Annotated in this window: 22 protein-coding genes and 1 pseudogene; 5 read left to right on the plus strand and 18 right to left on the minus strand. The window is 59.4% G+C overall.

Translation table 11 applies throughout. The features are described 5' to 3' along the window. Positions 1-6: 6 nt before the first annotated feature. The 4 genes from AAF659_RS02790 to AAF659_RS02800 all read right to left on the minus strand — a co-directional run bounded on the left by AAF659_RS02790 (position 7) and on the right by AAF659_RS02800 (position 2304). Positions 7-759, minus strand: coding sequence for a transporter substrate-binding domain-containing protein (locus AAF659_RS02790; protein ID WP_349750170.1), 753 nt, complete (start codon positions 757-759; stop codon positions 7-9). 115 nt (positions 760-874) lie between these two features. After that, entirely contained in the window at positions 875-1663 is a 789-nt protein-coding gene (locus tag AAF659_RS02795; RefSeq protein ID WP_349750171.1) for an ABC transporter ATP-binding protein, read from the minus strand. Between the two features lie 120 nt (positions 1664-1783). Then, entirely contained in the window at positions 1784-1945 is a 162-nt protein-coding gene (locus AAF659_RS15050) for a YdhR family protein (RefSeq protein WP_502949193.1), read from the minus strand. Further along, positions 1924-2304 (minus strand): diguanylate cyclase domain-containing protein, encoded by a 381-nt coding sequence (locus AAF659_RS02800; protein WP_349750172.1) that lies wholly within the window; start codon positions 2302-2304, stop codon positions 1924-1926. Before AAF659_RS02800 ends, AAF659_RS15050 begins: the two co-directional genes overlap by 22 nt. Before the next feature lie 280 nt (positions 2305-2584). Here AAF659_RS02800 and AAF659_RS02805 point away from each other — a divergent pair, with 280 nt between their 5' ends. Then, the gene (locus AAF659_RS02805; protein ID WP_349750173.1) at positions 2585-4324 is read left to right on the plus strand and encodes a GGDEF domain-containing protein; all 1740 of its coding nucleotides are present in this window, start codon (positions 2585-2587) and stop codon (positions 4322-4324) included. Positions 4325-4437: 113 nt separating this feature from the next. Here the strand turns inward: AAF659_RS02805 and AAF659_RS02810 are convergent, their stop codons facing one another. The 10 genes from AAF659_RS02810 to AAF659_RS02855 all read right to left on the minus strand — a co-directional run bounded on the left by AAF659_RS02810 (position 4438) and on the right by AAF659_RS02855 (position 13995). Beyond that, on the minus strand, positions 4438-5406 hold the full coding sequence (locus AAF659_RS02810) for a Brp/Blh family beta-carotene 15,15'-dioxygenase (protein ID WP_349750174.1): 969 nt from the start codon (positions 5404-5406) through the stop codon (positions 4438-4440). Next, positions 5403-6560, minus strand: a complete 1158-nt coding sequence (locus tag AAF659_RS02815) for a lycopene cyclase family protein (protein WP_349750175.1) — start codon at positions 6558-6560, stop codon at positions 5403-5405. The genes AAF659_RS02810 and AAF659_RS02815 overlap by 4 nt, the downstream gene beginning before the upstream one ends. Continuing rightward, on the minus strand, positions 6550-7551 hold the full coding sequence (locus AAF659_RS02820; protein ID WP_349750176.1) for a phytoene/squalene synthase family protein: 1002 nt from the start codon (positions 7549-7551) through the stop codon (positions 6550-6552). Before AAF659_RS02820 ends, AAF659_RS02815 begins: the two co-directional genes overlap by 11 nt. Next, positions 7551-9107, minus strand: coding sequence for a phytoene desaturase family protein (crtI, locus tag AAF659_RS02825; RefSeq protein WP_349750177.1), 1557 nt, complete (start codon positions 9105-9107; stop codon positions 7551-7553). Before crtI ends, AAF659_RS02820 begins: the two co-directional genes overlap by 1 nt. Continuing rightward, positions 9091-10098: a polyprenyl synthetase family protein gene (locus tag AAF659_RS02830; protein WP_349750178.1), complete on the minus strand. Its 1008-nt coding sequence runs from the start codon at positions 10096-10098 to the stop codon at positions 9091-9093. The genes crtI and AAF659_RS02830 overlap by 17 nt, the downstream gene beginning before the upstream one ends. Before the next feature lie 132 nt (positions 10099-10230). Then, positions 10231-11016 carry a bacteriorhodopsin-like gene (locus AAF659_RS02835; RefSeq protein ID WP_349750179.1) on the minus strand — a complete coding sequence of 262 codons (786 nt, stop codon included), beginning with the start codon at positions 11014-11016 and terminating at the stop codon, positions 10231-10233. 218 nt (positions 11017-11234) lie between these two features. After that, positions 11235-11801 (minus strand): isopentenyl-diphosphate delta-isomerase, encoded by a 567-nt coding sequence (idi, locus tag AAF659_RS02840; protein ID WP_349750180.1) that lies wholly within the window; start codon positions 11799-11801, stop codon positions 11235-11237. Positions 11802-11997: 196 nt separating this feature from the next. After that, a complete protein-coding gene (locus AAF659_RS02845) occupies positions 11998-12447 on the minus strand; it encodes a pseudoazurin (RefSeq protein WP_349750181.1) in 450 nt (149 codons plus the stop codon). Positions 12448-12589: 142 nt separating this feature from the next. Further along, positions 12590-13045: a pseudoazurin gene (locus AAF659_RS02850; RefSeq protein WP_349750182.1), complete on the minus strand. Its 456-nt coding sequence runs from the start codon at positions 13043-13045 to the stop codon at positions 12590-12592. Between the two features lie 68 nt (positions 13046-13113). Next, entirely contained in the window at positions 13114-13995 is an 882-nt protein-coding gene (locus tag AAF659_RS02855) for a LysR family transcriptional regulator (protein WP_349750183.1), read from the minus strand. A gap of 115 nt (positions 13996-14110) precedes the next feature. Here AAF659_RS02855 and AAF659_RS02860 point away from each other — a divergent pair, with 115 nt between their 5' ends. From AAF659_RS02860 to AAF659_RS15055, 4 genes and pseudogenes are all read left to right on the plus strand, one after another. Continuing rightward, entirely contained in the window at positions 14111-15220 is a 1110-nt protein-coding gene (locus AAF659_RS02860) for an S-(hydroxymethyl)glutathione dehydrogenase/class III alcohol dehydrogenase (RefSeq protein ID WP_349750184.1), read from the plus strand. A 9-nt stretch (positions 15221-15229) separates the two neighbouring features. Further along, entirely contained in the window at positions 15230-16072 is an 843-nt protein-coding gene (gene fghA, locus AAF659_RS02865; protein ID WP_349750185.1) for an S-formylglutathione hydrolase, read from the plus strand. 170 nt (positions 16073-16242) lie between these two features. After that, positions 16243-16692 (plus strand): ankyrin repeat domain-containing protein, encoded by a 450-nt coding sequence (locus tag AAF659_RS02870; protein WP_349750186.1) that lies wholly within the window; start codon positions 16243-16245, stop codon positions 16690-16692. A 32-nt stretch (positions 16693-16724) separates the two neighbouring features. Beyond that, positions 16725-16841: pseudogene (locus AAF659_RS15055) on the plus strand (S-formylglutathione hydrolase); the annotation flags it as partial. Here AAF659_RS15055 and AAF659_RS02875 read toward each other — a convergent pair. The 4 genes from AAF659_RS02875 to uca all read right to left on the minus strand — a co-directional run bounded on the left by AAF659_RS02875 (position 16823) and on the right by uca (position 24090). Continuing rightward, positions 16823-17698, minus strand: a complete 876-nt coding sequence (locus AAF659_RS02875; protein WP_349750187.1) for a nitrate- and nitrite sensing domain-containing protein — start codon at positions 17696-17698, stop codon at positions 16823-16825. The pseudogene AAF659_RS15055 and the gene AAF659_RS02875 sit on opposite strands and share 19 nt — an antisense overlap. A 3-nt stretch (positions 17699-17701) precedes the next feature. Continuing rightward, on the minus strand, positions 17702-18793 hold the full coding sequence (locus tag AAF659_RS02880; protein WP_349750188.1) for a methyl-accepting chemotaxis protein: 1092 nt from the start codon (positions 18791-18793) through the stop codon (positions 17702-17704). Positions 18794-18830: 37 nt separating this feature from the next. After that, the gene (locus AAF659_RS02885) at positions 18831-20096 is read right to left on the minus strand and encodes an EAL domain-containing protein (RefSeq protein ID WP_349750189.1); all 1266 of its coding nucleotides are present in this window, start codon (positions 20094-20096) and stop codon (positions 18831-18833) included. Between the two features lie 394 nt (positions 20097-20490). After that, entirely contained in the window at positions 20491-24090 is a 3600-nt protein-coding gene (gene uca, locus AAF659_RS02890) for an urea carboxylase (protein WP_349750190.1), read from the minus strand. Positions 24091-24502 lie beyond the last annotated feature (412 nt).

The following is a 24502-nucleotide window of genomic DNA, read 5'->3' on the forward strand; positions in this document are numbered from 1 at the left end:
CGTCATTTACATCTTGATGCTGTAATCAAAGTAACGCTGCATAATGGCGTCATAGGTGCCATCGTTTTTTAGCGTCTTCAGAGCCGCGTTGATGTTCTCGGCCAGCTCTTTGTCGCGCTTGCGCATGGCAACGGCCACGCCTTTACCAAGTTTGACCGGCTCGCCAATTTCCTTGTAGCCGTCCTGGCTCAGGAAATACTCCTCGCCCACGGGGTAATCCACGAAGACCAGATCGAGTCTGTCGCTTTCGAGGTCCAGCGCCATGTCATCAGCGGTGGTGTAGCGTTTAACATCTACCATGCTGTTCATGTTTTCGGTCACGTACTTGTCCATAGTGGTCCCGCGTTGAACACCGACTACCTGGCCTTTCATGGCCGACTTGTCGGTCACATCCACGTTGGTGTCCTTTTTGCCGAACCAGGCTCCGGGTGTGCGGTAATAGGGGTCAGAAAACAGTACGCGCTTGGCGCGATCCTCGGTGATGGACATGGAGGACATGATGGCGTCGTACTTGCGAGCCAGAAGGCCGGGGATGATGCCGTCCCAGGCCTGCACCACAAAGTCACACTCACGCGCCATTTCCTCGCACATCGCTTCGGCCAGCTCGACCTCAAATCCAGTCAGCTCGCCATCCGGTGTTTTGTATTCAAAAGGCTCATAGGGAACGTCGAAGGCGATGCGCAGCGGGCGATCCTGAGCCTGTACGAGGCTGGTCATCATGGCGAGAATGCAGCCTAGGGCAATCAAGAGTTGTTTCATGACAAGAAGACTCCGCAATTGTGTTTTATTAATGGGTCAGTGAGTGAGTGCCACAGTGGCAACGCTCGCGTGAAAGGGCGACAGGATAGCAAGGATCAGGCCAGTCCGGGAAATCTCACCCTATGGATCTCTGGAAGTTGGGTGCAAGGAATTGTTTGACACGCTCGGATGACGGATTGTTGAACACCTGCTCCGGCGAGCCTTTTTCCTCGATCTGGCCCTGATGCAGAAACATAACCTGGCTGCACACATCCCGTGCAAAAGCCATCTCGTGGGTAACCACAATCATGGTGCGCCCTTCCTCAGCGAGTCTCTGCATCACACGCAGCACATCGCCGACCAGTTCCGGGTCGAGGGCTGAGGTTGGTTCGTCAAACAACATGACTTCGGGCTCCATTGCCAGCGCCCGCGCGATGGCGGCCCGTTGTTGCTGTCCCCCCGATATCTGAGCCGGGTAGTAGTCTTTGCGCTCATGGATGCCTACTTTATCAAGGTAGGCTTCCGCACGTTCGGTGGCTTCCTTTCGTGGCACCTTCAGCACATGCACGGGTGCCTCGATGATGTTCTCCAGCACGGTCATGTGTGACCACAGGTTGAAGTTCTGGAAAACCATGGCCAATCTGGCGCGGATTCGCTCCACCTGACTCTGGTTGGCCGGCACACGAAGGCCCTTGCGGTTGTGCTTGAACTGGATCGGTTCACCATGGACGATAACCTCGCCCGAGGTTGGTGTCTCCAGCAGATTCAGACAGCGCAGGAAGGTGCTTTTGCCGGAGCCGGAGCTGCCGATCATGGACACGACATCGCCTTTGCTCGCCTCCAGATCCAGTCCCTTGAGAACCGGCGTATTACCAAAGGACTTGTGGATGTCCCGGCAGACAAGGGGGGCGCTGTCATCGGCCATGTCGTGCTCCTGAGTTCGTGGTAGGCGTTTTTTACGGACTATGACGGCAAAAATCAATAGGGCTGTAACACGCCGTTGGGCAAGCGAGGTAATGGCGTTGTGAGTGCGGTTCCTGCGTTTCTACGCGGGGCCGACAGGCCCATCATCAATCGCGGTGAGCGCTTCGTTGAGCTGGAAAATCTTACTTTTCACTTCCAGGGTACCGAACGCTCTGAGTCTGGCTTTATGCTTTTCGAGATACTGGCCTCCATTATGGGATGTCAGTCTGACATCGCGGTGGATTCAATTCTGTTGCGGCCTTTTTCTTTGGCCGCGTAAAGCATGTAATCAGCGTTGCCGATCAACTTGTCCTTGTCAGCATCAGATGTGGGGATGATCTCCGCTAACCCGATGCTGGCGGTGAGTTGCTTGCCAACGGGCGAATTGATGCCGAACGCATCGCCCATCGCTGATGCTTTGTCACATTCTTCCAGGTAATTCAGCTTGCACCAGTTTTGAGCGAGTACGCAGGCCTTGTTGTTTTCGCTGAACTCCCACCAGGTTCTGTTTACATACTGGATATCAGCGGAGTCATCGATAACGATGATGTTTTCAGTAACCGAATCCAGGATGGATCTTAGGCACTCGGCTGAATGTTCCAACAACAGCTTCCTTTACAATAAGGTAGTATGAAGCAATACACGGATCGACTGATAGCCTCCCTTGGCAGGCTGACCTTCTACCCTGGTGTCCGGCCTCACGTGGTGTTCCACAGTGATCTGCCCCGCTGATTCACCATTCATCTTCGTGTGAAAGGTCAAGTACTGACAGGTCAATAAGGAGGATTGTTTTCATTAAATCGCAATAACCAAAGGGTACAACCTGTTGCTGTAGATGGCAGACCGTGCTGCCAGGAACAATCAGCCATCCGGGGAGTAGGCAATGAGTTTTGAGCAGCTTGAGCAGGAGCTGGAGCGGCTTTTGGTGGGAGATGGAATCCAGACACTTTTTCAGCCCATCGTGGATGTTCGGGAACTGCTGGTTGAAGGGTATGAGGCGTTGAGCCGTGGCCCGTCTGACAGCCCTCTTCATCCAGCTTCAATGCTGTTTGAGACCGCCGAGCGCTGTGGACGCACGCTGGAGCTGGAGAACCAGTGCCTGAGCGCAACCCGTGCCAACTGGACCTCAACCCGTAAAACTCAGAAGCTTTTCGTTAATGTCAGCCCCGATAACCTGCTCCCCGGAGCCGGTAACCAACGACTGTTGGAATCACTGCTTGAAGGCGATCTGATCCAGCCAGGGCGCGTGGTGATTGAACTGTCTGAGCGTTATCCCGCAATTGATCTTGATGAACTTAAACGTTCACTGACCTGGCTCAAAAGTCGTGGTTTTCAGGTGGCTCTTGACGATCTGGGAGCGGGTTATTCAGGGCTCAAGCTCTGGTCAGAAGTAGAGCCGGACTATGTGAAGATTGATCGTCATTTTATCCGGGACATTCACGAGGATCTGGTCAAGCGCGAGTTCGTGCGCTCGGTCATGCAGCTGTCTTCTCGCCTTAACTGCAAGGTGGTTGCTGAAGGCGTGGAGCGCCATCGGGAGCTCGAGCTGTTGCAGGACCTGGGGGTGCGCTACATCCAGGGTTTCCTGTTCGGACGGCCGCGTTCGGTCGCCACCGCCACTCTGGAACCCCTGAGTCAGGTCAGTAAACACCCCGCCAAAGGTGTGGTCAGCGCCGCAAGCCTGGTGCATCACCCGCCAACGTTGGATCCCGATCAGCCGCTTGAGGAGGCCTGGGCAATGCTTCAGGCGCAGAACGGGGTGTTCGCGCTACCCGTCATCGATCCCCAAGGCCGGGCCCTGGGTCTGCTCCATAAATGGCAGATTCTGGAGGCGTTTGGTTCTACTTTTGGCCGTTCACTGAACGAGAAGAAGCCGATTCGGCGTGTGATGAAATCTGACGCCCTGGTGTTTGAGCATAACCAGCCCCTGGAGGAACTGAGTCGCCGCCTGACTGAGGACGAGGATGACTACCTCCGTCAGCACTTTCTGGTAACGCGTGATGGCTTTTACGAGGGGATGGGCGCCACGCGGGCACTGCTCAAGCGAATGACCGAGCACCGGATCGAAAAAGCGCGCTACGCTAATCCCCTGACACTGCTCCCGGGCAACGTGCCCATTCACCAGGAGATCGAGTCACGGCTTTCGGTCGAGACCTCATTCCTGATGATCTATTTCGATATCAATGCCTTCAAACCTCTGAATGATCACCTGGGGTTTTCAGTGGGAGATCGTTTGATCGTGCTTCTGGGGCGGCTCCTAGAGCGCTATTTCTGCCGCCAGGACGATATGATCGGGCATCTCGGCGGTGATGATTTCATCGTGTTCTGCAACAGCGCGAATCATGCCGTTTACAGCTGCACGGAGGTGATTACCCGGTTCAATGATGAATGTCAGTCCGTTTACCGCGAACAGGACCGCCGGAGGGGGTGCGTGAAAGCTCAAGACCGCAACGGCCGGAGTCAGACATGGCCCCTGGCAACGCTGGCCGCAGGGATCATCCGGGTGCACCCCGGGGAGACACAGGACACGGAGGATGTTGTCCAGCGGGCGGCAGCGGCCAAAAAGCAGGTGAAAGCCGAATCTTGGCCAGAATATGAACAGCTGTTGACCCGAGTAAGTTGAGGGGTGGAACATCACTTGGCGGTTGACACATACACAGATCGCCACTGTCAGGTACAGGCCAGCAGGCGTCACAGCGCTTCTGAATTGCGCCTCAAGAATGCGCCGTCCAAAGGTTAGGCGTTGCTGGTTCCGCCTTCCCACCAGAGCTTGACCACCAGGCCATGGGGAAGTGTAAGCGCGGCCAGGGCCCAGAACATGACGCGGATGGCCTCCACCAGCAGGCTGGAGGTAGGCTCGAGCAGCACGATCACTGCCCATGCCCCCACTGCCAGGGCAATGGCGCCAAGCGTTGCCGGTGCGGCTTTGCGCCCGAGAAACGCCAGGGTTGATGCAATCTCCGTCCGCCCAAGCCCCTGTTGGGCGACGGAGAGGAAGTGACGGATGCTGTGCACAACGCAGAAGTAGAAGGCAAAGGCCAGCAGCGGCGGTAATGCCACCAGGGCGGCTGCTACCAAAACCAACTCCGCCAGAACACTTGGCCCCAGCTGAGCGTAATGGCGGTAGGCCAAAATCCCGAAACCCATAAGCCATAAAACCGCCAGCAAGGGCCCGGCGGGCTCGAGAATTGCGAGCACCGGCTGCGGCTCACGCCCGATCAGCCAGGCGAAGAGCTCACTGGTCTGGTTGGGGTGCCCGAGGACCGGGCCCAGTATGGGCAGGCTGCCGCAAAGCCACAGCAACAGCGTATTGGGTTGCGAGCTGAGGAAGGTGGCATCCGTAAACCCAAAGTGCCAGATGGAAAGCGTGAGGAATACAAGTAGCGCGAGGGTCGGGAAGAACCAGATCAGGGCCACGAAGGCGAGCGAGGCAATGACATAGAGACCGGTGATCATCGCCAGGCGGCCCGGGCGGTTCAAGGCAAGCCGCTTGAGGATCAGCGGGTCAGCGCCGCCGTGAGAAAGGCCAAAAACGCCGATGGGCACCAGTACGATCCAGAACTGCTGCGCAATTGACAGTGACGGCAATGCAATGGCCGCCAGTACAGCCCCAAGGGCTGCAGCGAGGACACTCCATTGATGGCGACGCCCTCCGCTGCTGTCATGGAGGCTGTCTTTTACTCGGTCTGTGGCTTCGTTGCTCATACAAGTGCCGCTTTCAGAAAAGGCCCTGGCGGTAGCGCACTGGCAATCGCCAGCGCATCGCGCAGGTTTGGCTGGTCGTTCATGAATCGGCCCATCTGGGGGGCTGTGGTCCTGGAAAACAGTGACAGAAACCACTGGGGCGCCTGGTCGGGGTGGCGTTGCAGTGCCCGCAGGAAAACCCGATCCATCCATTCGAGCCAGCGGCTGCGGACATTGGGCGGGGTAAGGTGCCACTGGTTCGAGGCGCTGGCCGCAAGGATTTGCTGCGCCAGCAGCATGCTACCCCGCTGACAGCTTGCAAAATGGTAGCCAGTGGCAGCGCGCATCCATCCTGCCCCCACGCCGGCCTTGATCACCCGCCCGGAGCGGCGTTCGTCGCTGATCGGGATCATGGGCAGCATCGAGGACTCGGATCGGATTACCCGGTAGTCCTTGATACCCTCGCTGGCGAGCCAGTGTTCAAGCTGTGCCCGGTAGCCCTGATTGTCTCTGTGGGACTGAAACGCAGTCCACTCAACGAGCAGGTGGTGGGCGTCCTTGGGCAGGAGATAGACGAAGCAGGGGTGGTCATCACAGGCCTGGAAGTCCATGAGTCGAGCGGTGGTGGTCTCATAGCCGTGGTCGGGGCAGTGAATCTCTATGCCTGTAAACACCTGCCAAAACCCAGTCGTACTAGTCTCGGGCAGGTTCTCAGGGGGGCGAGTGTCTACCATGGCCCGGGCGTTCAACGTGCCAGCACTGGTATGCACCTGTACACCGCCATCCTGCTCTTCGATGCCCTCCACGGTTACGCCCTGCTGCAAGCTGAGCCCTGGGCACGCATCAATGCGTTCCAGCGCATACCCGTACAGGGCGTCAGCCGGCAATAGGGCGTAAGGGGTTTGCGGATTGGACTGCACCACGCGGCGTCCACCGGCGCTGACCTGCCATTGGGGCCAGCGGTGGGTAATCAGCTCACGGAAGGGGTGATCCTCGCGATCCCAGAAACACCAGGTGCGGTCATTGTGGTAGGTGGTTCTGGGCTCCAACAGGTGCACACGGGGCATGGCTTGTCCGTTGTGGTCCGCCAGTTGCGCCAGCCAGCAGGCAAGGCTGAGGCCTGTGAGGCCGGCGCCAATGATCACTACATCCGCATCTGGATCGTTAGTTGCCATAACCGCTCTCTGCCTGCCGGTCGCCTGGCGTTTCGGTGTAGTGATGTCGCTGATTGGCTTGGAGACAGGTGCTCAGGTGACGGTGTAATTGGCCATCGTGCTCGCATGCGGTATTGCTGGCAGGCGTCAATGCCAGCCGTACCGCCGCTGTCAGCGACACCTGGATCTTGCGCAGTGGGCCGACCACGCTGCGCTGCTGCCAATAGGCATCCTCGCCCCGGCGCAGAATCCGGCGCCCGATCTCGCGGTAAAGCCGCGCGGCCACGGCGATGGCGAGCCGGGGTCTGGGCGGCAGGTAGCGAAGGCCCTGCCAGCCGCTGGCGTAGTAGACCTCGGCATGGGCGAGCAGCTCGCGCACACCACCCCAGGCCTGCCGGCGGGACGACGCATGGCCCGCAACCAGGGCGTCCGGGTCGACGGCGCCGGCGGCGCCCTGCGCTGGCAGATAAACCCGGCCAAGTTCAGCATCTTCCAGAACATCCCGTGCAATGTTGGTCATCTGCATGGCCATCCCTAAGTCAATGGCATGGGGCAGCGCACGTGTCCGTGGTTCCGCGCCCAGAAGGCAGCTCATCATGACGCCGACGGTGCCGGCCACGCCATAGCAATACTGCAGCATCTCTGGATGATCAGAGACGTATACTGGCTTCAGGTCCTGCCGCACCGTGGCGATCAGGTCCCGCAGCGCCTGCAGGGCAACAGGGTCGTCTGCGAGCAGCTTATGGGCCTGTTCGTACACCGGCCGTAATGCATCGGCGGGAGGCTGGCTCTGTGCCAAGGCTTGGTTCAGGGCCTGAAGCTGCTGCTCAGCGCAAGCGCGTTGCAAGGGGGTAACGGCCTCATCGGCCAGGTCATCAATCCCGCGACAGAGGCTGTAGAGGCTTGCGGCGTTGGCCAATTGGTCACCGCTGAGCAACTGGCCCGCCCAATGGAAGCTTCGGCCATTGCGCCTCAGTACCTCGGCATTGGTGCCTGAGTGGTTTGAATGCATTATCCAGACTCACTGGGCGCCGTTGACTCGATCCCGCCCCCGCCGTGTTCCTTTTGTGCCTGCCAGCGGCTTACCAGCCGTTCAACCACCCCGGCTGAAGAGACCACGCCCGGTACGCCGGCGCCCGGATGCACGCCAGCCCCTACAAAGAAAAGGTTGGGATGACGCGGCGACTGGTTATGGAATCTCAGCCCGGCGGATTGCGTGAGTGTCGGGGCTATGGAGAATCCGCTCCCGTGGGGGCTGTTGAGCGCCTCATGAAAGTAAACCGGTGAAACACTGCGCTTCGCCCGTATCTGCTCATGGAGGCCCGGCATGAGTCGCCGGGCCAGGATATCGACAATGCGCTGCTCAAGCTCGGGCGCGAGCTGTGACCAATCCTGATTGCCCTGCAGGTTCGGGACAGGTGCCAGCACGTAAAACGCGTCGCCGTTGGCGGGCGCCATGGAGGGATCGGTAGCCCCGGGGCGATGCAGATAAAGGCTCAGGTCTTCCGGCACCTCATGCTTATCAAAGAGCTGGTCAAGAATCTCGCGGAAGGTGTCGCCAAATACAATGGTGTGATGTTCAAGCTGGGAATAGACGCGTTCGGTCGTGAAATAGAGCACGAACAGCCCCATCGAGTGCTTGAGGCGCGCCCGGTGGCTGTCCGCAATGCGTTGCCTGGCCGTGCGGGCGATCCAATGATTGTAGACATACAGCGGGTCGGCATTGCTCACCAGCAGATCGGCTTCAAACCGCTGCTGGTCGGCGGTGAGCGCGGCGCGCACCTCTAAGCCGTCCATCTCAAGGCATTCGACGGATTGGCCGGTATGCAGGCGCCCGCCGTGGCGCTGGAACAGGCTGGCCAGTGCATCAACCAGGGCACCGGTGCCGCCCTGAGCGTACCAGACCCCACCTTTGCGCTCCAGTGCATGGATCAGCGCGTAGAGCGATGAGGTTCGGAAGGGGTTGCCGCCGACCAGCAGTGACGGCACCGAAAACGCCTTACGCAGGCGCTCGTCCCGAAAGAAGCGGGCGACGAACTGGTAGATGCTTCTGTCCGCTCTCAACCGCACAAGATCCGGAAGCACGTCCAGCATATCGCTGACACGGGTGAACGGGCGGGTGGCCAGCTCTACAAAGCCGCGCTGGTACATGGTGTCAGCTGCTTCCAGGAAGGCGTGATATTGGGGCCCCTCGCCCGGGGACAGGCGCTCTATTTCTGCAACCAGGGCTTCGGTGGTATCCCAGTAATCGAAATGACTGCCGTCCGCAAATTCCATTCGGTAAAAGGGCGCAACGGGCAGCAAAGTGACGTGATCTTCGAGGTTTTCGCTGAAACGCTGGAACAGCTCCGAAAAAATAAAAGGCGCCGTTAGGACCGTTGGACCAGCATCAAAACGGTGTCCGTCCAGTTCCAGTGTTCTGGCTCGCCCCCCCAGGTCGCCGTGTTTTTCAAGCAGATCAACAGCATAACCGCGCGCGAGAAGGCGTAGTGCTATAGCCAGCCCGCCAAAGCCAGCACCAACAACGACAGCTGTGGTCTGTCTGTTACTGCTATAAGGAGGGGGCATTAGGCGTAGGCTCTTCGGTTTGTGGGGTATTCTGGCGATGCGCCAATGCTCTTTGCTCAAGCTGCATCAGCAAAGGTTGCAGCCTGGGGGCCAGAGCTGTTGGCACTGTAGTTTCCAGCTCGTTAAGCACTCTTTGGGCGCGTTTCAGCGACGCCAGTGCGTGCTCCGTCGCTCTTTTTATACGCGGCTCAGCTTCTTCTTGCCCGATGGGCCGGTGATGATGCCAAGCATGAAACGGATGCAGGCCTTCAGTACCGTTAACCACGTCATCAAGATCGTCAATAATCTGATAGGCAAGCCCAATCGCATTGGCCAGTCGCTCTATTTGGATTCGTGCCATCGAGCCTGCTCTGGCAGCTACAGCGCCGGTCATGAGCGGCAATTCAATGAGCGGAACTGTCTTTGCCATAGTGGTAGTCAGATAGCTGCGTAAGCGCGGTTTTACCTGCTTTTGGGATGCTGCGACTTCCTGACTTTGCCCAACAATAGTACGGCTGGTCATGGCTGTTAACTGTTTTGTAAGCTCGGTCGATTCCTGTGGATCGGCCAGACTGGCAGCAACTCCAAACGCCGTGCATAACAGAAGGTCGCCGGTACACAGAGCCACCTCGTTTCCGAACTGTTTCCATACAGCGGGTTTGCCGCGTCGGTGCTCGTCGCCATCCGAGAGGTCGTCATGCACCAGTGAGGCGTTATGAATCAGCTCGCAGGCGGCTGCTGCCGCTATGCGGTATTGTTGTGAACATTGGAACGCCAGCCCGCTGGCAAGCGCCAGACGTGCTCTCAGAAGACTGCCACCTGTGTCGGTCTGATAGCTGGCAGCGTCCCTGGCTGGGCCATGCGCCAGACCCATTATGCGCTCTTCCATCAGCGCCTTTACCTGTCTCAGCTCCTGAGTGTCGGCCTCGCTTTCGGCATCAGTAACGTTGGTTCTGGTTCGAATGTTGGTTCGGACGACATCCACATCGGTTGTTGCACAGGAGATAGTCATTGTCGTACTCCCTCGGTACCGATTTGCTGCGGCTCTGCGTCACGCTTGGCGGAAGTCGTCGCCAGCGTGAACCGAGCAGCGCCGGGTCTGGGACCCGGCGCTTTACGACGGTATTCAGCCGCTAAGTAACCCTCAGGCCTTTTTGCTGGCTGAGGAGCCCGAACCACTCTCTTCGTTTTCTGACTTACGCAGTGCAATGGTGAATATGAACAGACCAAAGACGGCTTTCGCGACGATATCGGCAATCGTATAGCCAGTTTCCACCGCGACGATGGCTGAGCCACCGGTAAAGCCTACGAGTGGGAACAGGTACACGATGGGATAGAACGCCCAGGATGCGATCACCAGATAGGAGGCGATATGGATGAGCTTCTTCACGTTCTCCGGCTGCTTTTCGATTGATTCGCGCAGACCGATCACGAGCTGATACACGATGTAGAGGAATGGAATCATCGACAGAATCCAGAAGATCATGCGTGTACCGATGGTTTCTGCGACCTCACCGGGATACCCCAGTACGATCATCAGAGCGGCAGCACCACCCAGTTTCAGCGATTTGTTAATGGTTTCCTGCTGGGTGAACTTCATGACCAGAATCAACTCAATCAGCAGTAGTGGCACTGTCAGTAGCCAGTCCACATAGCGGTAGGCGCGGTTGAATGGTTCACCACTTGTAACCACTTCACCTGCCTGGACGCTCGCTGCGTGGTCCCACGAAAGCATGATCTGAAGGTAATGGTAGGCCGCAATAGCGGTTACCAATCCGGTAATGGTCACAGCCATCCGGTAGGCGGGTGCTACTGAGGAACGCATCAGCCATAGGAAGATCGTGGTCGCAGCCATTACCGCAAATCCGAAGGAGAACGCATTCGCGATGAACGAATACTGATCCATGGACAACGTTTCAAGGTTTAGCATTTTATAGCTCCCTCTGACGGTTTCGCTGACTTTTGAATCCGACGCCACTGCGCGCCGCGATCCTTACCCAGCTATTACCCCTGTTACAGGGCACGCAGTTTCACTGCAGAGCGTTCCTCTGCAAGCTCAACCACAAGAGATTACGAGCCATTTATCGGCACGGATCAAGGTCGTTACGAATTGGTAGCGATACGTTCAGCAAGCTCAGTCCGCAGGCCTTACAACGCTTGCAGGCGGTTCCAGAACGTTTGCCGAAGGCGTGGCCATTCGAGCTTGAGCCAGGGGGTATAGCGTTCTGGGTTCTGCGCCAGCTCATGGTCCAGCGCTTCAGGGGCGATATAACAACAGTCCACGATTTCACTTTCATTGAACGCGATCGGCGCATCGGAGCGGACGATGTATACCGAGCACAGCTCGTGCTCGGCGCCGATATCGCCAAAGGCCGCGTGATAGGTGAACCGGTAGACCAGTTCCGGCTGTGCCTTAATGGAAAGTTCTTCGGATAAGCGCCGTTGCGCGGACTCAAGGTCGCGCTCACCACGGCGTGGATGGCTGCAGCAGCTGTTCGACCAGTAAAGCGGCCATAAGGGTTTCTGGTCACTGCGCTGTTGCAAAAGAAGCTCATTCTGTCGGTTAAATACAAAAATGGAAAACGCTCGATGCAGTTGCCCCTGTCCCTGGTGGCACGCCAACTTCGACTGGTAACCCAGAACCGTGTCATCTTCATTAACCACGATCAGCGGTTCATCGTCGAATGAGACAATGGTTTGCTGGCCTTCGCGCATGCCACACGACTCCCACGCTCGTGTTCGGTTCCTATTTGCTCAGTTGTTGATACGCTCGTGGCCCGCGAATAGGTTTCCCGGAAGCACGCGAAAAACGGAGAGGCGCTAAGGTGGGGTGGTTAAAGTACTGAGCCAGTGCCCGTCCATGGGCACTAAAAGGAATGGACGCTGACGCTCCGGCAGCATCCTGACGGCATTACGGCTTGGCTACGTTGTCAAAATAACCAGTGAGACGGCCCTGATTGGCTGCTGCTGCGTTGCTCAGCTTTTCAACTGCGGCCTTGGCAGCGTCATAGTTTGTGGATTTGCCAACGCTGATGACGCCCGCCATGTTGAGCGTTGCGTGAGGAACGCATTTGTACACATACACGCCTTCCTCAGAGAGCGTGACAGTGATTTCTTCGTTGATACTGCCTGACCAGTCCTCCGCGCCTTCGGGTACCGCTTCCGATACTGAATTATGAGCAGGATCGGTTGCTACAAATTTAACAGTGTCGCCCGGTGAGGCCTCCAGATAACCGGGTTCGAAAACCATCGATCCATCGTTACCTGAGTTTTTCATTTTTACAGTGTGTTGTTCAGCCAGAGCCTGGGCGGAGCCCATTACCAGCAGAAACGTGAGAGTGTGAATCAGAGTACGCTTCATGGTGCTGCCTCTACTTGCGTTCATGGATGCTCAACCCGGTCTGGGTCGGCGACCTTAAAGATCGGGTTCAGTGCAGTATGGATACGTCCAGCCCAAAGTGGGGGTTTTCCGTTCTGTGTATTGGCGCCATAGGCATTGTCGATCAGGGAATGGGGACCTGTCTGAAGTAACCTCGAAGCCGGTCCTCATTGGTCGCGGATACATCTGTGAGCTTCTCAACTGACGCCTGGGCTTCACCGTAGTTGGTCGGTTCACCAACCTGGATGATACCGGTCATGTTCATCTTTAAGTGAGGAGCGCACTTATAAACATAGACTCCTTCCTTTGAGAGGGTCACCGTAATTTCTTCATCGATGGCACCAGACCAGCTCTCAGCATCTTCCGGAACCGTGTCCGAAACCGAATTGTGCGTTGGGTCGGTTGCAAGGAACTGTATGGTGTCACCTGGCTGAACCTTAAGATAACCAGGTTCAAAAACCATGTTGCCGTCTTCCCCCCTGTTTTTCATCTCGATGGTGTGCTGTTCAGCCAATGAGAAAGTGCTGCTGAGTACCAGAAGGACGACGGTCAGTGAGAGGAGTGGTTTACGGGTAATCATGCTGTCTCTGCACGAGTGAATTGAGCCAACAGTATAGATTGAGCGGCTATAGGCCGTAAAACGTCGCTTTAGCCCGCAGGGGTCTCGAATCCCTGAATCAGAAAGTCGACGAATTGACGTACCTTGGGCGAGATATGGCGGTGGCGCGGGTAGACGACCCAGACGGCCGTATGAGTGCACACGTAATCATCCAGTACTGATACCAGATTGCCTGTTGCCAGGTGTTCATGCACGTAATAGTCCGGCAGTTGGGCAAGACCAACGCCTTTGCGCACAGCATCCAGAAGCGCTTCTCCGGAATTGCCCCGCCAGTTGCCATGCACCCTCAGTGCACGGTGCTGTTGCTCTACATCAAAGCTCCAGTGGTCAGTGGACCCCACAAGGCAGTTGTGATCGGCAAGATCATCAAGCGTGCGGGGTGGCGGGTGCTGTGCAAAATACGCCGGCGATCCAACAACGTATTCACATCGTGAGCACAATCGCCGCCCGATCAGCGAGGAGCTGGGCATGGAGCCGGCGCGGACACCAACGTCGAAGCCCTCGTTGACGATATCCACCCACCGGTTGGTGTATTCCTGATAAACGGTCAGCTGAGGATGGCGGAGCAGAAAGTCGTTCACCAGTGGCGCGATGTAGCGTTCCCCGAAGGTGGCGGCACAAGTGAGGCGGAGCACGCCACTGGGGCGTTGCTGGTAGTCGCCAATGGCATTCAGCGCCTCCTGAAAGCCGTCGAAAAGGTGAGCACAGTGATTGAAGTAGACATCGCCCGCATCCGTCAGGTGCAGCTGCCGTGTGGTGCGGTAAAGCAGTTGGGTATTGAGTTGGGTTTCGAGCCGAGTGACTAGCCGGCTGACATGTGAGCTTGAAACGCCTAGATGGCGAGCGGCATTCGCGAAGGATTCCTGCCGTACCACCTGAACAAACGCTTCAATCCGATCCCAGTGTTGCATCGTTGCTCTCCAGCAATAATCCGTTGTCGCATAGTGCATTAAAGCGGTGGTCTTTGACACCTATACTGTTTAGCGTCAATAAACAGATGCCTGACCGCATTGCTGGAGGAAACCGATGAAATCACGCGCCGCACTCGCCATGGAGGCTAATAAGCCTCTGGTTCTGGAAGAAATTGACGTGCAAGGCCCCAAGCAGGGCGAAGTTCTGGTGCGCATGGCCGCCACCAGTGTCTGCCATACTGATGCTTACACGCTGTCCGGTGCGGACCCGGAGGGATTATTTCCGTCGGTTCTCGGGCACGAGGGCGCTGGTGTCGTGCAGGAAGTCGGCCAGGGTGTTACCAGCCTGCAGCCCGGCGACCACGTCATCCCGCTCTATACTGCGGAGTGCGGCCAGTGCAAGTTCTGCCGCTCCGGTAAGACGAATCTCTGCAGTGCTGTTCGCGCCACCCAGGGCCAGGGCGTCATGCCCGATGGGACCTCCCGCTTCTCGCTCAATGGCAAGCCGCTGCACCATTACATGGGCTGTTCAACATTCAGTGAATATACGGTGCTGCCAGAGGTTTCCCTGGCCAAGGTCTCCAAGGAAGCGCCACTGGACAAGATCTGCCTGCTTGGCTGTGGTGTCACGACCGGTATCGGTGCCGTGCACAACACCGCCAAGGTGGAGCCGGGCTCGACCATCGCCGTTTTCGGGCTCGGGGCTATCGGCCTCGCGGTGATCCAGGGCGCGCAGATGATCGGAGCAGAGCGGATCATCGCCATTGATGTGAACCCGGAGAAGTTCGACCTGGCCCGCCAGTTCGGCGCCACCGACTTCGTGAACCCCAACGACTACGACGACCCCATCCAGCAGGTCATCATCGACCAGACTGACGGCGGCGTGGATTACTCCTTCGAGTGCATCGGCAATGTGAACGTCATGCGCTCGGCATTGGAGTGCTGCCACAAGGGCTGGGGTGAGTCCATCATCATCGGTGTCGCCGGTGCCGGCGAGGAGATCAGCACCCGTCCGGTGCAGCTGGTTACGGGGCGCGTCTGGAAGGGCTCCGCCTTTGGTGGTGTGAAGGGGCGCAGTGAACTGCCCACCTATGTGGATGACTACATGAAGGGCAAAGTTAAAATCGACGAGTTCATCACCCACAATATGCCCTTCGAGGAAATCAACGAGGCGTTTGCGCTGCTGCACCGTGGCGAAAGCATCCGCACCGTCCTGCATTACTGAGGAGCATCCATGACCGACACACTGGAACTGGTTTCAGAGAACAAGAGCTTCGGCGGCTGGCTCCGGCGGTACCGCCACCGCTCGGAGGTTCTGGACTGCGATATGGTCTTCGGGATCTACCTGCCGCCGCAGGCGGAAAGCCAGTCCGTCCCGCTGCTCTGGTGGCTCTCGGGCCTCACCTGCACGGATGAGAACTTCATGCATAAAGCCGGCGCGCACCGCGTGGCGGCGGAGCTCGGGATGGCGATCATCTGCCCGGACACCAGCCCGCGCGGTACGGATCTGCCCGGCGAGCATGAAAGCTACGATTTCGGATCCGGCGCTGGCTTCTATGTTGATGCCACCGAAGCGCCCTGGAACCAGCACTATCACATGTACAGCTATGTGGTGGATGAACTGCCCGATCTGGTGCACAACGCCTTCCCATTCAGCGGGCAGGAGGCCATTTCAGGGCATTCAATGGGCGGCCATGGCGCCCTGGTCTGCGCGCTCCACAACCCGGAGCGCTACCAGTCAGTGTCCGCCTTTGCGCCAGTCTGCCACCCGGTTAACTGCCCCTGGGGTGAGAAAGCTTTTGAGAATTACCTGGGCGATGACCGCGAGGCCTGGAAGGTATGGGATGCCAGTGAGCTGATCCGCTCCCATGGCACGGCGCACTCGGTGCTGGTCGACCAGGGGAATGCGGACAACTTTCTTGAGGCGGGTCAGCTCCAGCCCGAGGCCCTAGAGGCTGCCTGCTCTAAATCAAGAGTGGATCTGAACCTGCGGTATCAGCCCGGGTACGACCATTCCTACTTCTTCATTGCCAGTTTCATCGAAGACCACCTGCGGTTCCTTCACGCCCAGATGTAGCGTGGTATCAGTCGCTTCACTCGTTCTTACGAGTGGAGCAGGCCTCCTCCCGTTAAAAGCATTAGTATGCTCTAATTTAAGTAAGCTTATTCATTACGGTGGCGGGATGGATAAATAAATTGGATATGAGTGCCTTTCAACGGTGGGCTGGACTCTGGGGAGCTGCCCTGATGCTGGCGGTTTTCGCTGGGGTTGCATCCTGGCTGTTCGGCGATACGGATCTGGAAAGCCGGGACAAGCGTGGGCGTACGCCGCTGATCGTGGCAGCGGAAGAGGGCGATGCGGCGCGTGTAAAAAGGCTGCTTGAACGTGGTGCCAGGGTTGATGTGGAAGACAGCTGCCAGTGGACGCCACTTATGAGGGCTGCTTCCCATGGGCATCTGCCAATCATCAAGACACTGCTGGAGCACGGTGCCTCGGTCAATCATCAGGGCGAGATTGGCTTCAGTGCTTTGATGGCTTCCGCCATAAATGGTCACGATAAGGTGGCTAGGGTACTCATCAGCCATGGCGCTGACCTGTCGTTTCAGGAAACAGAAACCGGGAAAACCGCTTTACAGCTGGCAATCATGAACGATGACGACGCCATGATCGAGCTTCTTCTCAACGCTCGATCATGAGCCTTCCGAGATGCAGCGCCAGACGCTCCGCCCTGGAGGTTGCCTGCACCGAGGCCAGCGTTGATCTGAGCCTGAGGTACCAGCCCGGCTACGACCACTCCTATTTCTTAATTGCGAGCTTCATTAAGGATCACCTGCGGTTTAACGCCTCATTACCCCTGACGGGCCGGTTGTCTTCGGCCATGGCACCGAGTGTGTCCGCCACCAGCGTGAAGAGTGCGTCCACGGTGGCCGTGGCATCGTCAAAATAGGTCTTGGCGGGAATCACGATGGGATCCGCTGTTAGCAGCTCGGTCTCGACCTCATACAGCAGGCGTTCAACCGCCTGTTGAGCCTCCTTCAGGTGTTGGTTGCTGACGCCCGAGGATGCGGCATCCTTCAGGGCTTCGAACGCAGTACCTGAAAGGTCCTGGATTTTATCGTTGAGAAACCGCATGCGCACCCGCTGGGCCGCCGAACTGGTACCGGCTGCTGCCATGCCGGTTCCCAGTGCCCGAGCCTGGCCCGACCACTCCGCCGCCTCAAGCACTTCGTTCCAGATACAGCGCTGATTGGCAGGGTGGGGCGCTACCCGGTCGTCCGCGGCGATGTCCTGGATCAGGAAGAGGGCATTTCGGATAATCTGGTGATGTTGGTCCAGGTTGTTCTCGACTGTGTGGTTGTCGGTCTGGCGCAGGCGTGACCAATGGTCCGCAATGCCCGACCAGCGCTCGGCGTAGCGGGCATCATCCATCGGTGCTTCGCGGATGAGCCGGTCCAGGTGAGAGCGCCGGTTTTCCAGCTCGGCCCGCATGCCTGAGTCTCCGGAGAGTACGCCTGTACTCAGGCCCCTATGACGTTGCAGGTTCAGGATCAGGTCCCTCAGGCTTTGAAGGCGGGTCAGCTGTATCTGCTGGAACCATTGATGCCGGAAATGCTGTCGTATCAGCAGGGCCAGCATTAGACCGGGCAGAGCCACAACGAGCAAAATTGGGAGCAACAGTGATTCTGCTGGAAAAGGCAGCATGGGTTACTCCGTCAACTGGGAAAGGTGTGTCGCCATTGCGCGTGCCTGACGAGCCGCCTCGAGGTTGTCGCCATTGTCTTCCCGCACCCGATCCGCAAGCGTTGCGATCTCCGTGATTGCCTGGCTCTGCTGTTCGGTACTGGTTGCGACCTGGATGACCTGGTCCGTCAACGTGTTCACGCCCTCCTGAACGTGCGCCAGAAGGTTGCTGACCTCGCCGGACCGGCTGGCGCTTGTGTCCGCCGTAGCCGTCAACTGGCCGATCCGCTTGGTGGCCGTTTCGATGTGTTCCAGGACTGACTGGTTATTGCGGTCGATCTCGGACGCGGACTCCTCGCTGTAACGGGCGAGCTGGCGTACCTCATCCGCCACCACCGCAAACCCGCGTCCGTGTTCCCCCGCGCGCGCTGCCTCGATGGCGGCGTTCAGTGCCAGCAGGTTGGTCTGGTCCGCGATGCCGCGAATGGTGGTGGACATCTCCGTGATGCGGCGTGAGTAGTCATTCAACTCCGCCATCAGAGCATTGGTCGCCTGTGCCTGTTGCGCCATGCTGTCGACATCCTGAACCAGCCCGGTGAGTTTCTGGATACCGTCCGCCAGGGTGTCGCTGGCGTGCAGGCTGCTGCCCCGGGATTCGTTCGCGATACCCGCGATTTCATTGATGCTGGCGTTCATCTGTTCAATAGCGGAGGCGGCGGTCTCGGCGGCCTCATGCTGCTGTTGCGCGTTCCGCGTGACGGATTCCGCGCTCTGGGCCACCTCGCCGGCGGCGTGGGCGATCTCATCGAGCCGCTGCTGCAGGCCGTGCCTGTTCCGCTGGGCCTCCGCCACTTCATGGTTGTGAAACGTATCGAGAACCCCGGCCAGCCACTTGCTTCGCTGGCTGGTGGTGGATGCCTCGATATCCTGTTGGACGAGCAGAAGGACCGAAATGGCGGTCAGGGCGCTGGTAACAACCAGACCGAAGGCAATTGGCCAGGGCAAGGCAAGCGGCGCGACCAGGCTCACCAGAACAAGCCCGACCAGAAGGCGGATGACGCCTCTGAATCCGGCTTCCTGAACAAGCAGACCTCCGGGAAGGCTTAGGATCATCATAGGACGGTATCTCCTTTCTGAATGCGTCACTAATGCTCTATATATGGTGTGGAAGGTGGTGGTGAGACCCCGGAAAGGCCTGTTCCGGATGGATATCGAGGCACAGGATCCGATAGCCTTCATGGGTGAAGGTCATATGTGAAACGGTGACCGTCCTCGCCGAGTCCGGCAGTGCCACATAAGGCCGTGACAGGTGGATCTCGCCGGGCCTGTTGGTCGCATTGCGGAAGTATTCCTGGTGAGACCAGCTGGCGCCCTCGGCGCTCAGTAGGGGGTTGAAGGCCGCGCTTCTGCTTTCGTAGCCGGCGGCGAAGGCGGTCTGGCCCCGTTGTACGCCCTGGGTATCCAGCAGGTAGCACCGCTTGGCGCCGGGGCACTCGAGCAGATGCGTTGCCGCGTCGGTGAGGGCAGTTCCGCCAGCGACCTGCTGGCAGGTCTCGAGTATCTCGTGACGCAGGCTGCGCAGGCACTGGATCTGCTCCAATTCCTGCTGCTCATTAAGGGCCGTAAAGTGTTGCTGGGCCTGGAGAAGCCGCGGTTCAGCCTCCGCCGAGGCGGTTCTCAGTTCAGCGCGTGGATGGCTGTACCAGAATCCCTGGTAGAGATCCGCCTCGGACTCCCAGGCAAGGGCCGCCTGCTCACGGGTTTCCAACCCTTCCACCAGGACCAGGCTGCCGTTTTCCCTGATCAGTCGGATCAGACTCATGAAAAGCCTTGAGGCGCGGGCGTTCTCGGCGGCGTGAACCACCATTGACCTGTCCATCTTCACGATGTCGGGCCGGATGCGCCAGATCCGTTCAAAGTGCGCATCACCGGCACCGAAGTCATCGATCGCGATCCGGAACCCGTGATTCCGGCACCCGGCCACGAATCCCGCCAGCGCTTCCTGGTCTTTGACAGCGTCTTCCACGATTTCGAGCACAATCCGATCACATGAGAGGCCGGATTCGTGCACGAGGTGCGCCAGGATGTCCGGCGCCGTGCGTGAATCCACCACGCTTGCCGCGCTAAGGTTCAGGAACAGCCACGCGTTGGGTCTGCTTTCGGCATAGGTGTGGAGCGCCTGTTGCCAGAGAGCGATATCAAGACAGGGCTCTTGGCCTTCTGATTCGGCTTCCGAGAACAGGGCGGCGGGTGATACGCGCCCCTTTCCACGGCGTGGTCTGGCCAGTGCCTCTAAGCCAACGGTCCGGCGGTGCGTTGGACTGACGATCGACTGGAATTCACAGGAAAGCTCGAAATCCCCAAACCATGTGGGCAGGCAGCTGCCCTGTTTGTGCATACAACCAGTGAGGTCACTCATCGGGGTTTCGCCTTGGATTCTCAACTTTACAACACTTCAATAGATAAGCAACGGAAGTACCAGTCAGATTGGATCAATGTTTCCGTTTGTTACATCCTTTATCACAGTCTTAAAAAATTACTTATATATCAGTGTGCTACTCGTTATCGCTGGTTTTCTTTCAGGGCCGTTGCTGTGGTTATGAACATCAGGAGTCAGACTTTATGCTGCAACAGCCCATCAATTTCGGGTATCTGGTGAAATCGCGTAAAGCGGTCACAGGGCTGTGCTCCAAAAAGGTGCAAAGTGTAGACGGGCGGTGCACATTGCATCGAAGACCACCACAGTCACCACACCGTTTGAGCGGCGGCGTACGATTGCCAACACGGCCCTGCAGCTGATCTGTGATGGTGAGTCAGCTCCTTGTACCAACCACCATCACGGCCTGCCCGGCGTCAATCTGCTGCCCTTCGTCCCGGGCAATATGCACCACCTTGCCAGCTTCGGGCGCCGTGACCTCAATCTCCATCTTCATGGATTCGAGGATCGCCACCACCTGGCCTTCCGTCACGGTGTCGCCGTCGCTGACCAGAAGCTGCCAGATGTTGCCGGCGGTGGGTGATTCCACCGGTGTGCCCTCGGGCAGCTCATCCGCCTCGTGCTCGCCCAGGTCCTGCTGGGATTCGTAGTTTATGGCGCCACTGGCGACCCAGCGCTCCAGTTCCTCCTCGAAGGCCTGGTTGCGGGCTTCGGTAAAGGTCCGGATGCTCTCGGCGTTGGCCTCCAGGAACTGCTGGTACTCGGCCAGGTCGAAGGTGGTTTCCTCGATCTGCAGCGGGAAGTCGCCCTTGGGGTGATCCCGGCGGATCTGCTGCAGCTCTTCCGAACTGACCTCGTAGAAGCGGATCTGGTCGAAGAAGCGCAGCAGGTGCGGTTTGGTGAAGTGCCGGGTACGCCGGTAGCGGTTCCAGACCTGCAGGGTCCGGCCCACGAACTGGTAGCCGCCGGGCCCCTCCATGCCGTAGACGCACAGGTAGGAGCCGCCGATGCCCACGGAGTTCTCCGCCGTCCAGGTACGGGCCGGGTTGTACTTGGTGGTGACCAGGCGCTGGCGGGGGTCGTAGGGTGTCGCCACGGGGGCGCCCAGGTAGACATCGCCCAGGCCCATGACCACATAGCTGGCAGAGAACAGGATCTGCTTCACGTCATCGATGCTGTCGAGGCCGTTAATGCGCCGGATGAACTCCAGGTTGCTGGGGCACCAGGGCGCGTCGCTGCGCACCGACTGCATGTACTTGTGGATGGCCTCGTGGCAGGCCTCGTCATCCCAGGACAGGGGCAGCCAGACAATGCGCGAGGCGACCTTCTGTTCTTTCTGTTGCTGCAGGTGGTTTTCGGCTTCTTTCAGCAGCTGCAGGAGGCGCTGGCGGTCCATGACCAGCGGATCAAAGTGGATCTGCAGCGAACGGATGCCGGGTGTCAGCTCCAGTACGCCCGCCAGGTCCTGTTCCTGTAGCCAGAGCATCAGGGCGTGGGCACGGAAGCGCAGGCGCAGGTCCAGCTCAATGGGCCCGTACTCGACCAGCAGGTAGCGGTCGCCGCAGGGCCGGTAGGTGACAGCCACACCGGCTTCTTCAGCGCTCAGGGACTGAAGGATGGGGGAGGCAGGGCGCCATGAAGTGACCGCCGGTGCCCGATCATCAAGCGCCTCGATGCTCTGGTTGCGGGCCTCGGTAAGGCGGTCGGCATCTTCCAGGCTGACAGGTTCGAATCGCACAGTGTCACCGGCCTTGAGCTGGCCCAGCTTCCAGAGGTCGGTCTGGATGACCGTCGCTGGGCACACAAAGCCGCCCAGCGAGGGGCCGTCCGGTCCGAGGATCACCGGCATGTCGCCGGTGAAGTCCACCGTGCCGATGGCGTAGGCGTTGTCGTGGATGTTGGAGGGGTGCATGCCCGCCTCGCCGCCATCACGCCGAGCCCATTCCGGCTTGGGGCCGACCAGGCGGATGCCTGTGCGGTTGGAGTTGTAGTGGATCTGCCAGTCCGCGCTGAAGAAGGTTTCCATGTCCGCTTCGGTGAAGAACTCCGGCGCGCCATGGGGCCCGTAGGTGCAACGCAGGGTCCAGTGGGTGGTGAGTGCGGGCGTCATGGCGTCCGGCAGGTTCATCGCATCGGGCGCGGAAGCGTCCGCATCCAGGTGCAGCACATCGCCGGTGCGCAGCGCCCGGCCCCCATGGCCGCCGAACTGGCCAAGTGTGAAGGTACTGCGCGAGCCCAGGTGGGGCTGGCACTGGATGCCCCCCGCAATGGCCAGGTAGGCGCGGGCGCCGTCGCCGGTGACCTTGCCAAGCTTAAGGGTCTGGCCCGCTGAGACCCGGACGGTACGGTTCAGTGGCAGGGTGTCGCCGTCCAGGGTGGCATTGAGGTCCGCGCCGGTGAGGGCGATGGTGGTGGTGCTGTTGAAGCGCAGGGTGGGCCCATTCAGGGTCAGCTCCAGGCCGGCGGCGCCTTCGTCATTTCCCAGCAGGCGGTTTGCCAGTCGGAAACTGAGGTTGTCCATGGGCCCGGAGGGCGGAATGCCCACCGGCCAGTAGCCGATGCGGCCGGGGTAGTCCTGCACCGTGGTCATGGTGCCGCTGGCCAGAACGTCGATCGTCGCCGGCTGATAGGTGAAATCGTTCAGGTAGCGGGTTGTCATGCGGCCATCGGCAAAGACGCCGTCTCCAAGGATTGCCGCAACGTACTCCCGGTTGGTCTCGATGCCCTCGACGATGGTCTGCGCCAGTGTCTCCTGCAGCGCTGCCAGAGCCTGATCCCGGCCGGCCTCGTGTACGATGATCTTGGCCAGCATGGGGTCATAGAGGGCGGAGACTTCAAGCCCGGCCTCGATCCAGTGGTCAATGCGGCGCTGGTCGCCATCCGCGGCCGGGAATTCAACATGGGTCAGCAGCCCGGCACAGGGCTGGAAGTCCTTGTTTGGGTCTTCCGCGTAAAGGCGGGCCTGGATGGCGTGGCCTTTGGGTTCCAGGTCAGCGGCAAGCTGCTCGATGTCACCCAGCTCCCCGGCCGCCAGCTTCACCATCCATTCGACCAGATCCACACCGTAGACCTGCTCGGTCACGCCGTGCTCCACCTGGAGGCGGGTGTTCATCTCCAGGAAGTAGAAGCGGTGGGTGTCCTGGTCCATGATGAACTCGACCGTCCCGGCATTGCGGTAGTTCACCGCCGAGACCAGGCGCGGGGCCGTCTCGTGGAGTGTGGCACGCACCTCGTCGGGCAGGTTGGGGGCGGGTGCCTCTTCCAGCACCTTCTGGTGACGACGTTGGGCGGAACAGTCGCGCTCGCCCAGGGCCACGGCTTGTCCGTTGCCGTCACCGAAGACCTGCACCTCAATGTGCCGGGCGTTCTCAATGTATTTCTCAAGGAAGACGCTGTCGTTGGCGAAGTTGTTGGCGCTCAGCCGGCGCACGCTGTCCCAGGCCTTGTCCAGGGCCCCGCTGTCGTGGCAGATCTGCATGCCGATGCCGCCACCGCCGGCGGAGCTTTTGAGCATCACCGGGTAGCCGATTTCGTCCGCAGCTTTGAGGGCGCTGGCCTTGTCGTCCAGTAGGCCGGTCCCCGGGAGTAGGGGCACTTCGGCTTTCTCGGCGATCTCGCGGGCGGTGTGCTTGAGGCCGAATTCCGTCATCTGGTGCGGGCGTGGGCCGATGAAGGCAACGCCCGCGGCCTCGCAGCGCTCCACGAAGTCGGGGTTTTCGCTGAGGAAGCCGTAGCCGGGGTGGACGGCATCGATGTTGGCGTCCTCAATGATGCGGAAGAGCTTGTCCTGGTTGAGGTAAGTTTCCGTGGCGGAGCCGTCGCTCAGGGACCAGGCTTCGTCAGCCTCGCGGACGTGCAGGGAGTCGGCGTCGGCTTCGGCGTAGACGGCGACGCTGGTGACGCCCAGCTCGCGCAGCGTGCGGGTGATGCGGCGGGCGATGGCGCCGCGATTGGCGATCAGTACCTTGTTGAACATGATCCTGTTCTCGCTTTTGCGGGTCGTCCCGCCTGGTTGTTCTGACACCCTCCGAGGTCGTCCTCTGGGTGATTTCCGGGGCCTGTCCGATCCAGACGGCTGCTGCCGGGGCGCGGGGATTCCCTCCGGGAACCGCTGCAAACCCATCCATGGGCGCTACGCGGCCGCTTTCCATGCGGCCGAGTTTCCCTCCGGGAATCCCCGCGCCCCGTCAGCAGCCTGATTTGATGCAGGCCGCTGTCTCTGCTTGTAAACCTGTACCTGTCGCGTACACCAAGGCGCTCTGGGGAGAGGTGGGGGGGGGGGGGGGGGGGGGGGGGGGGGGGGGGGGGGGGGGGGGGGGGGGGGGGGGGGGGGGGGGGGGGGGGGGGGGGGGGGGGGGGCGGGGGGCGGGGGGGGGGGGGGGGGGCGC

The sequence above is a fragment of the Salicola sp. Rm-C-2C1-2 genome, from assembly GCF_040196175.1.
Taxonomy (GTDB): Bacteria; Pseudomonadota; Gammaproteobacteria; order Pseudomonadales; family Oleiphilaceae; genus Halospina.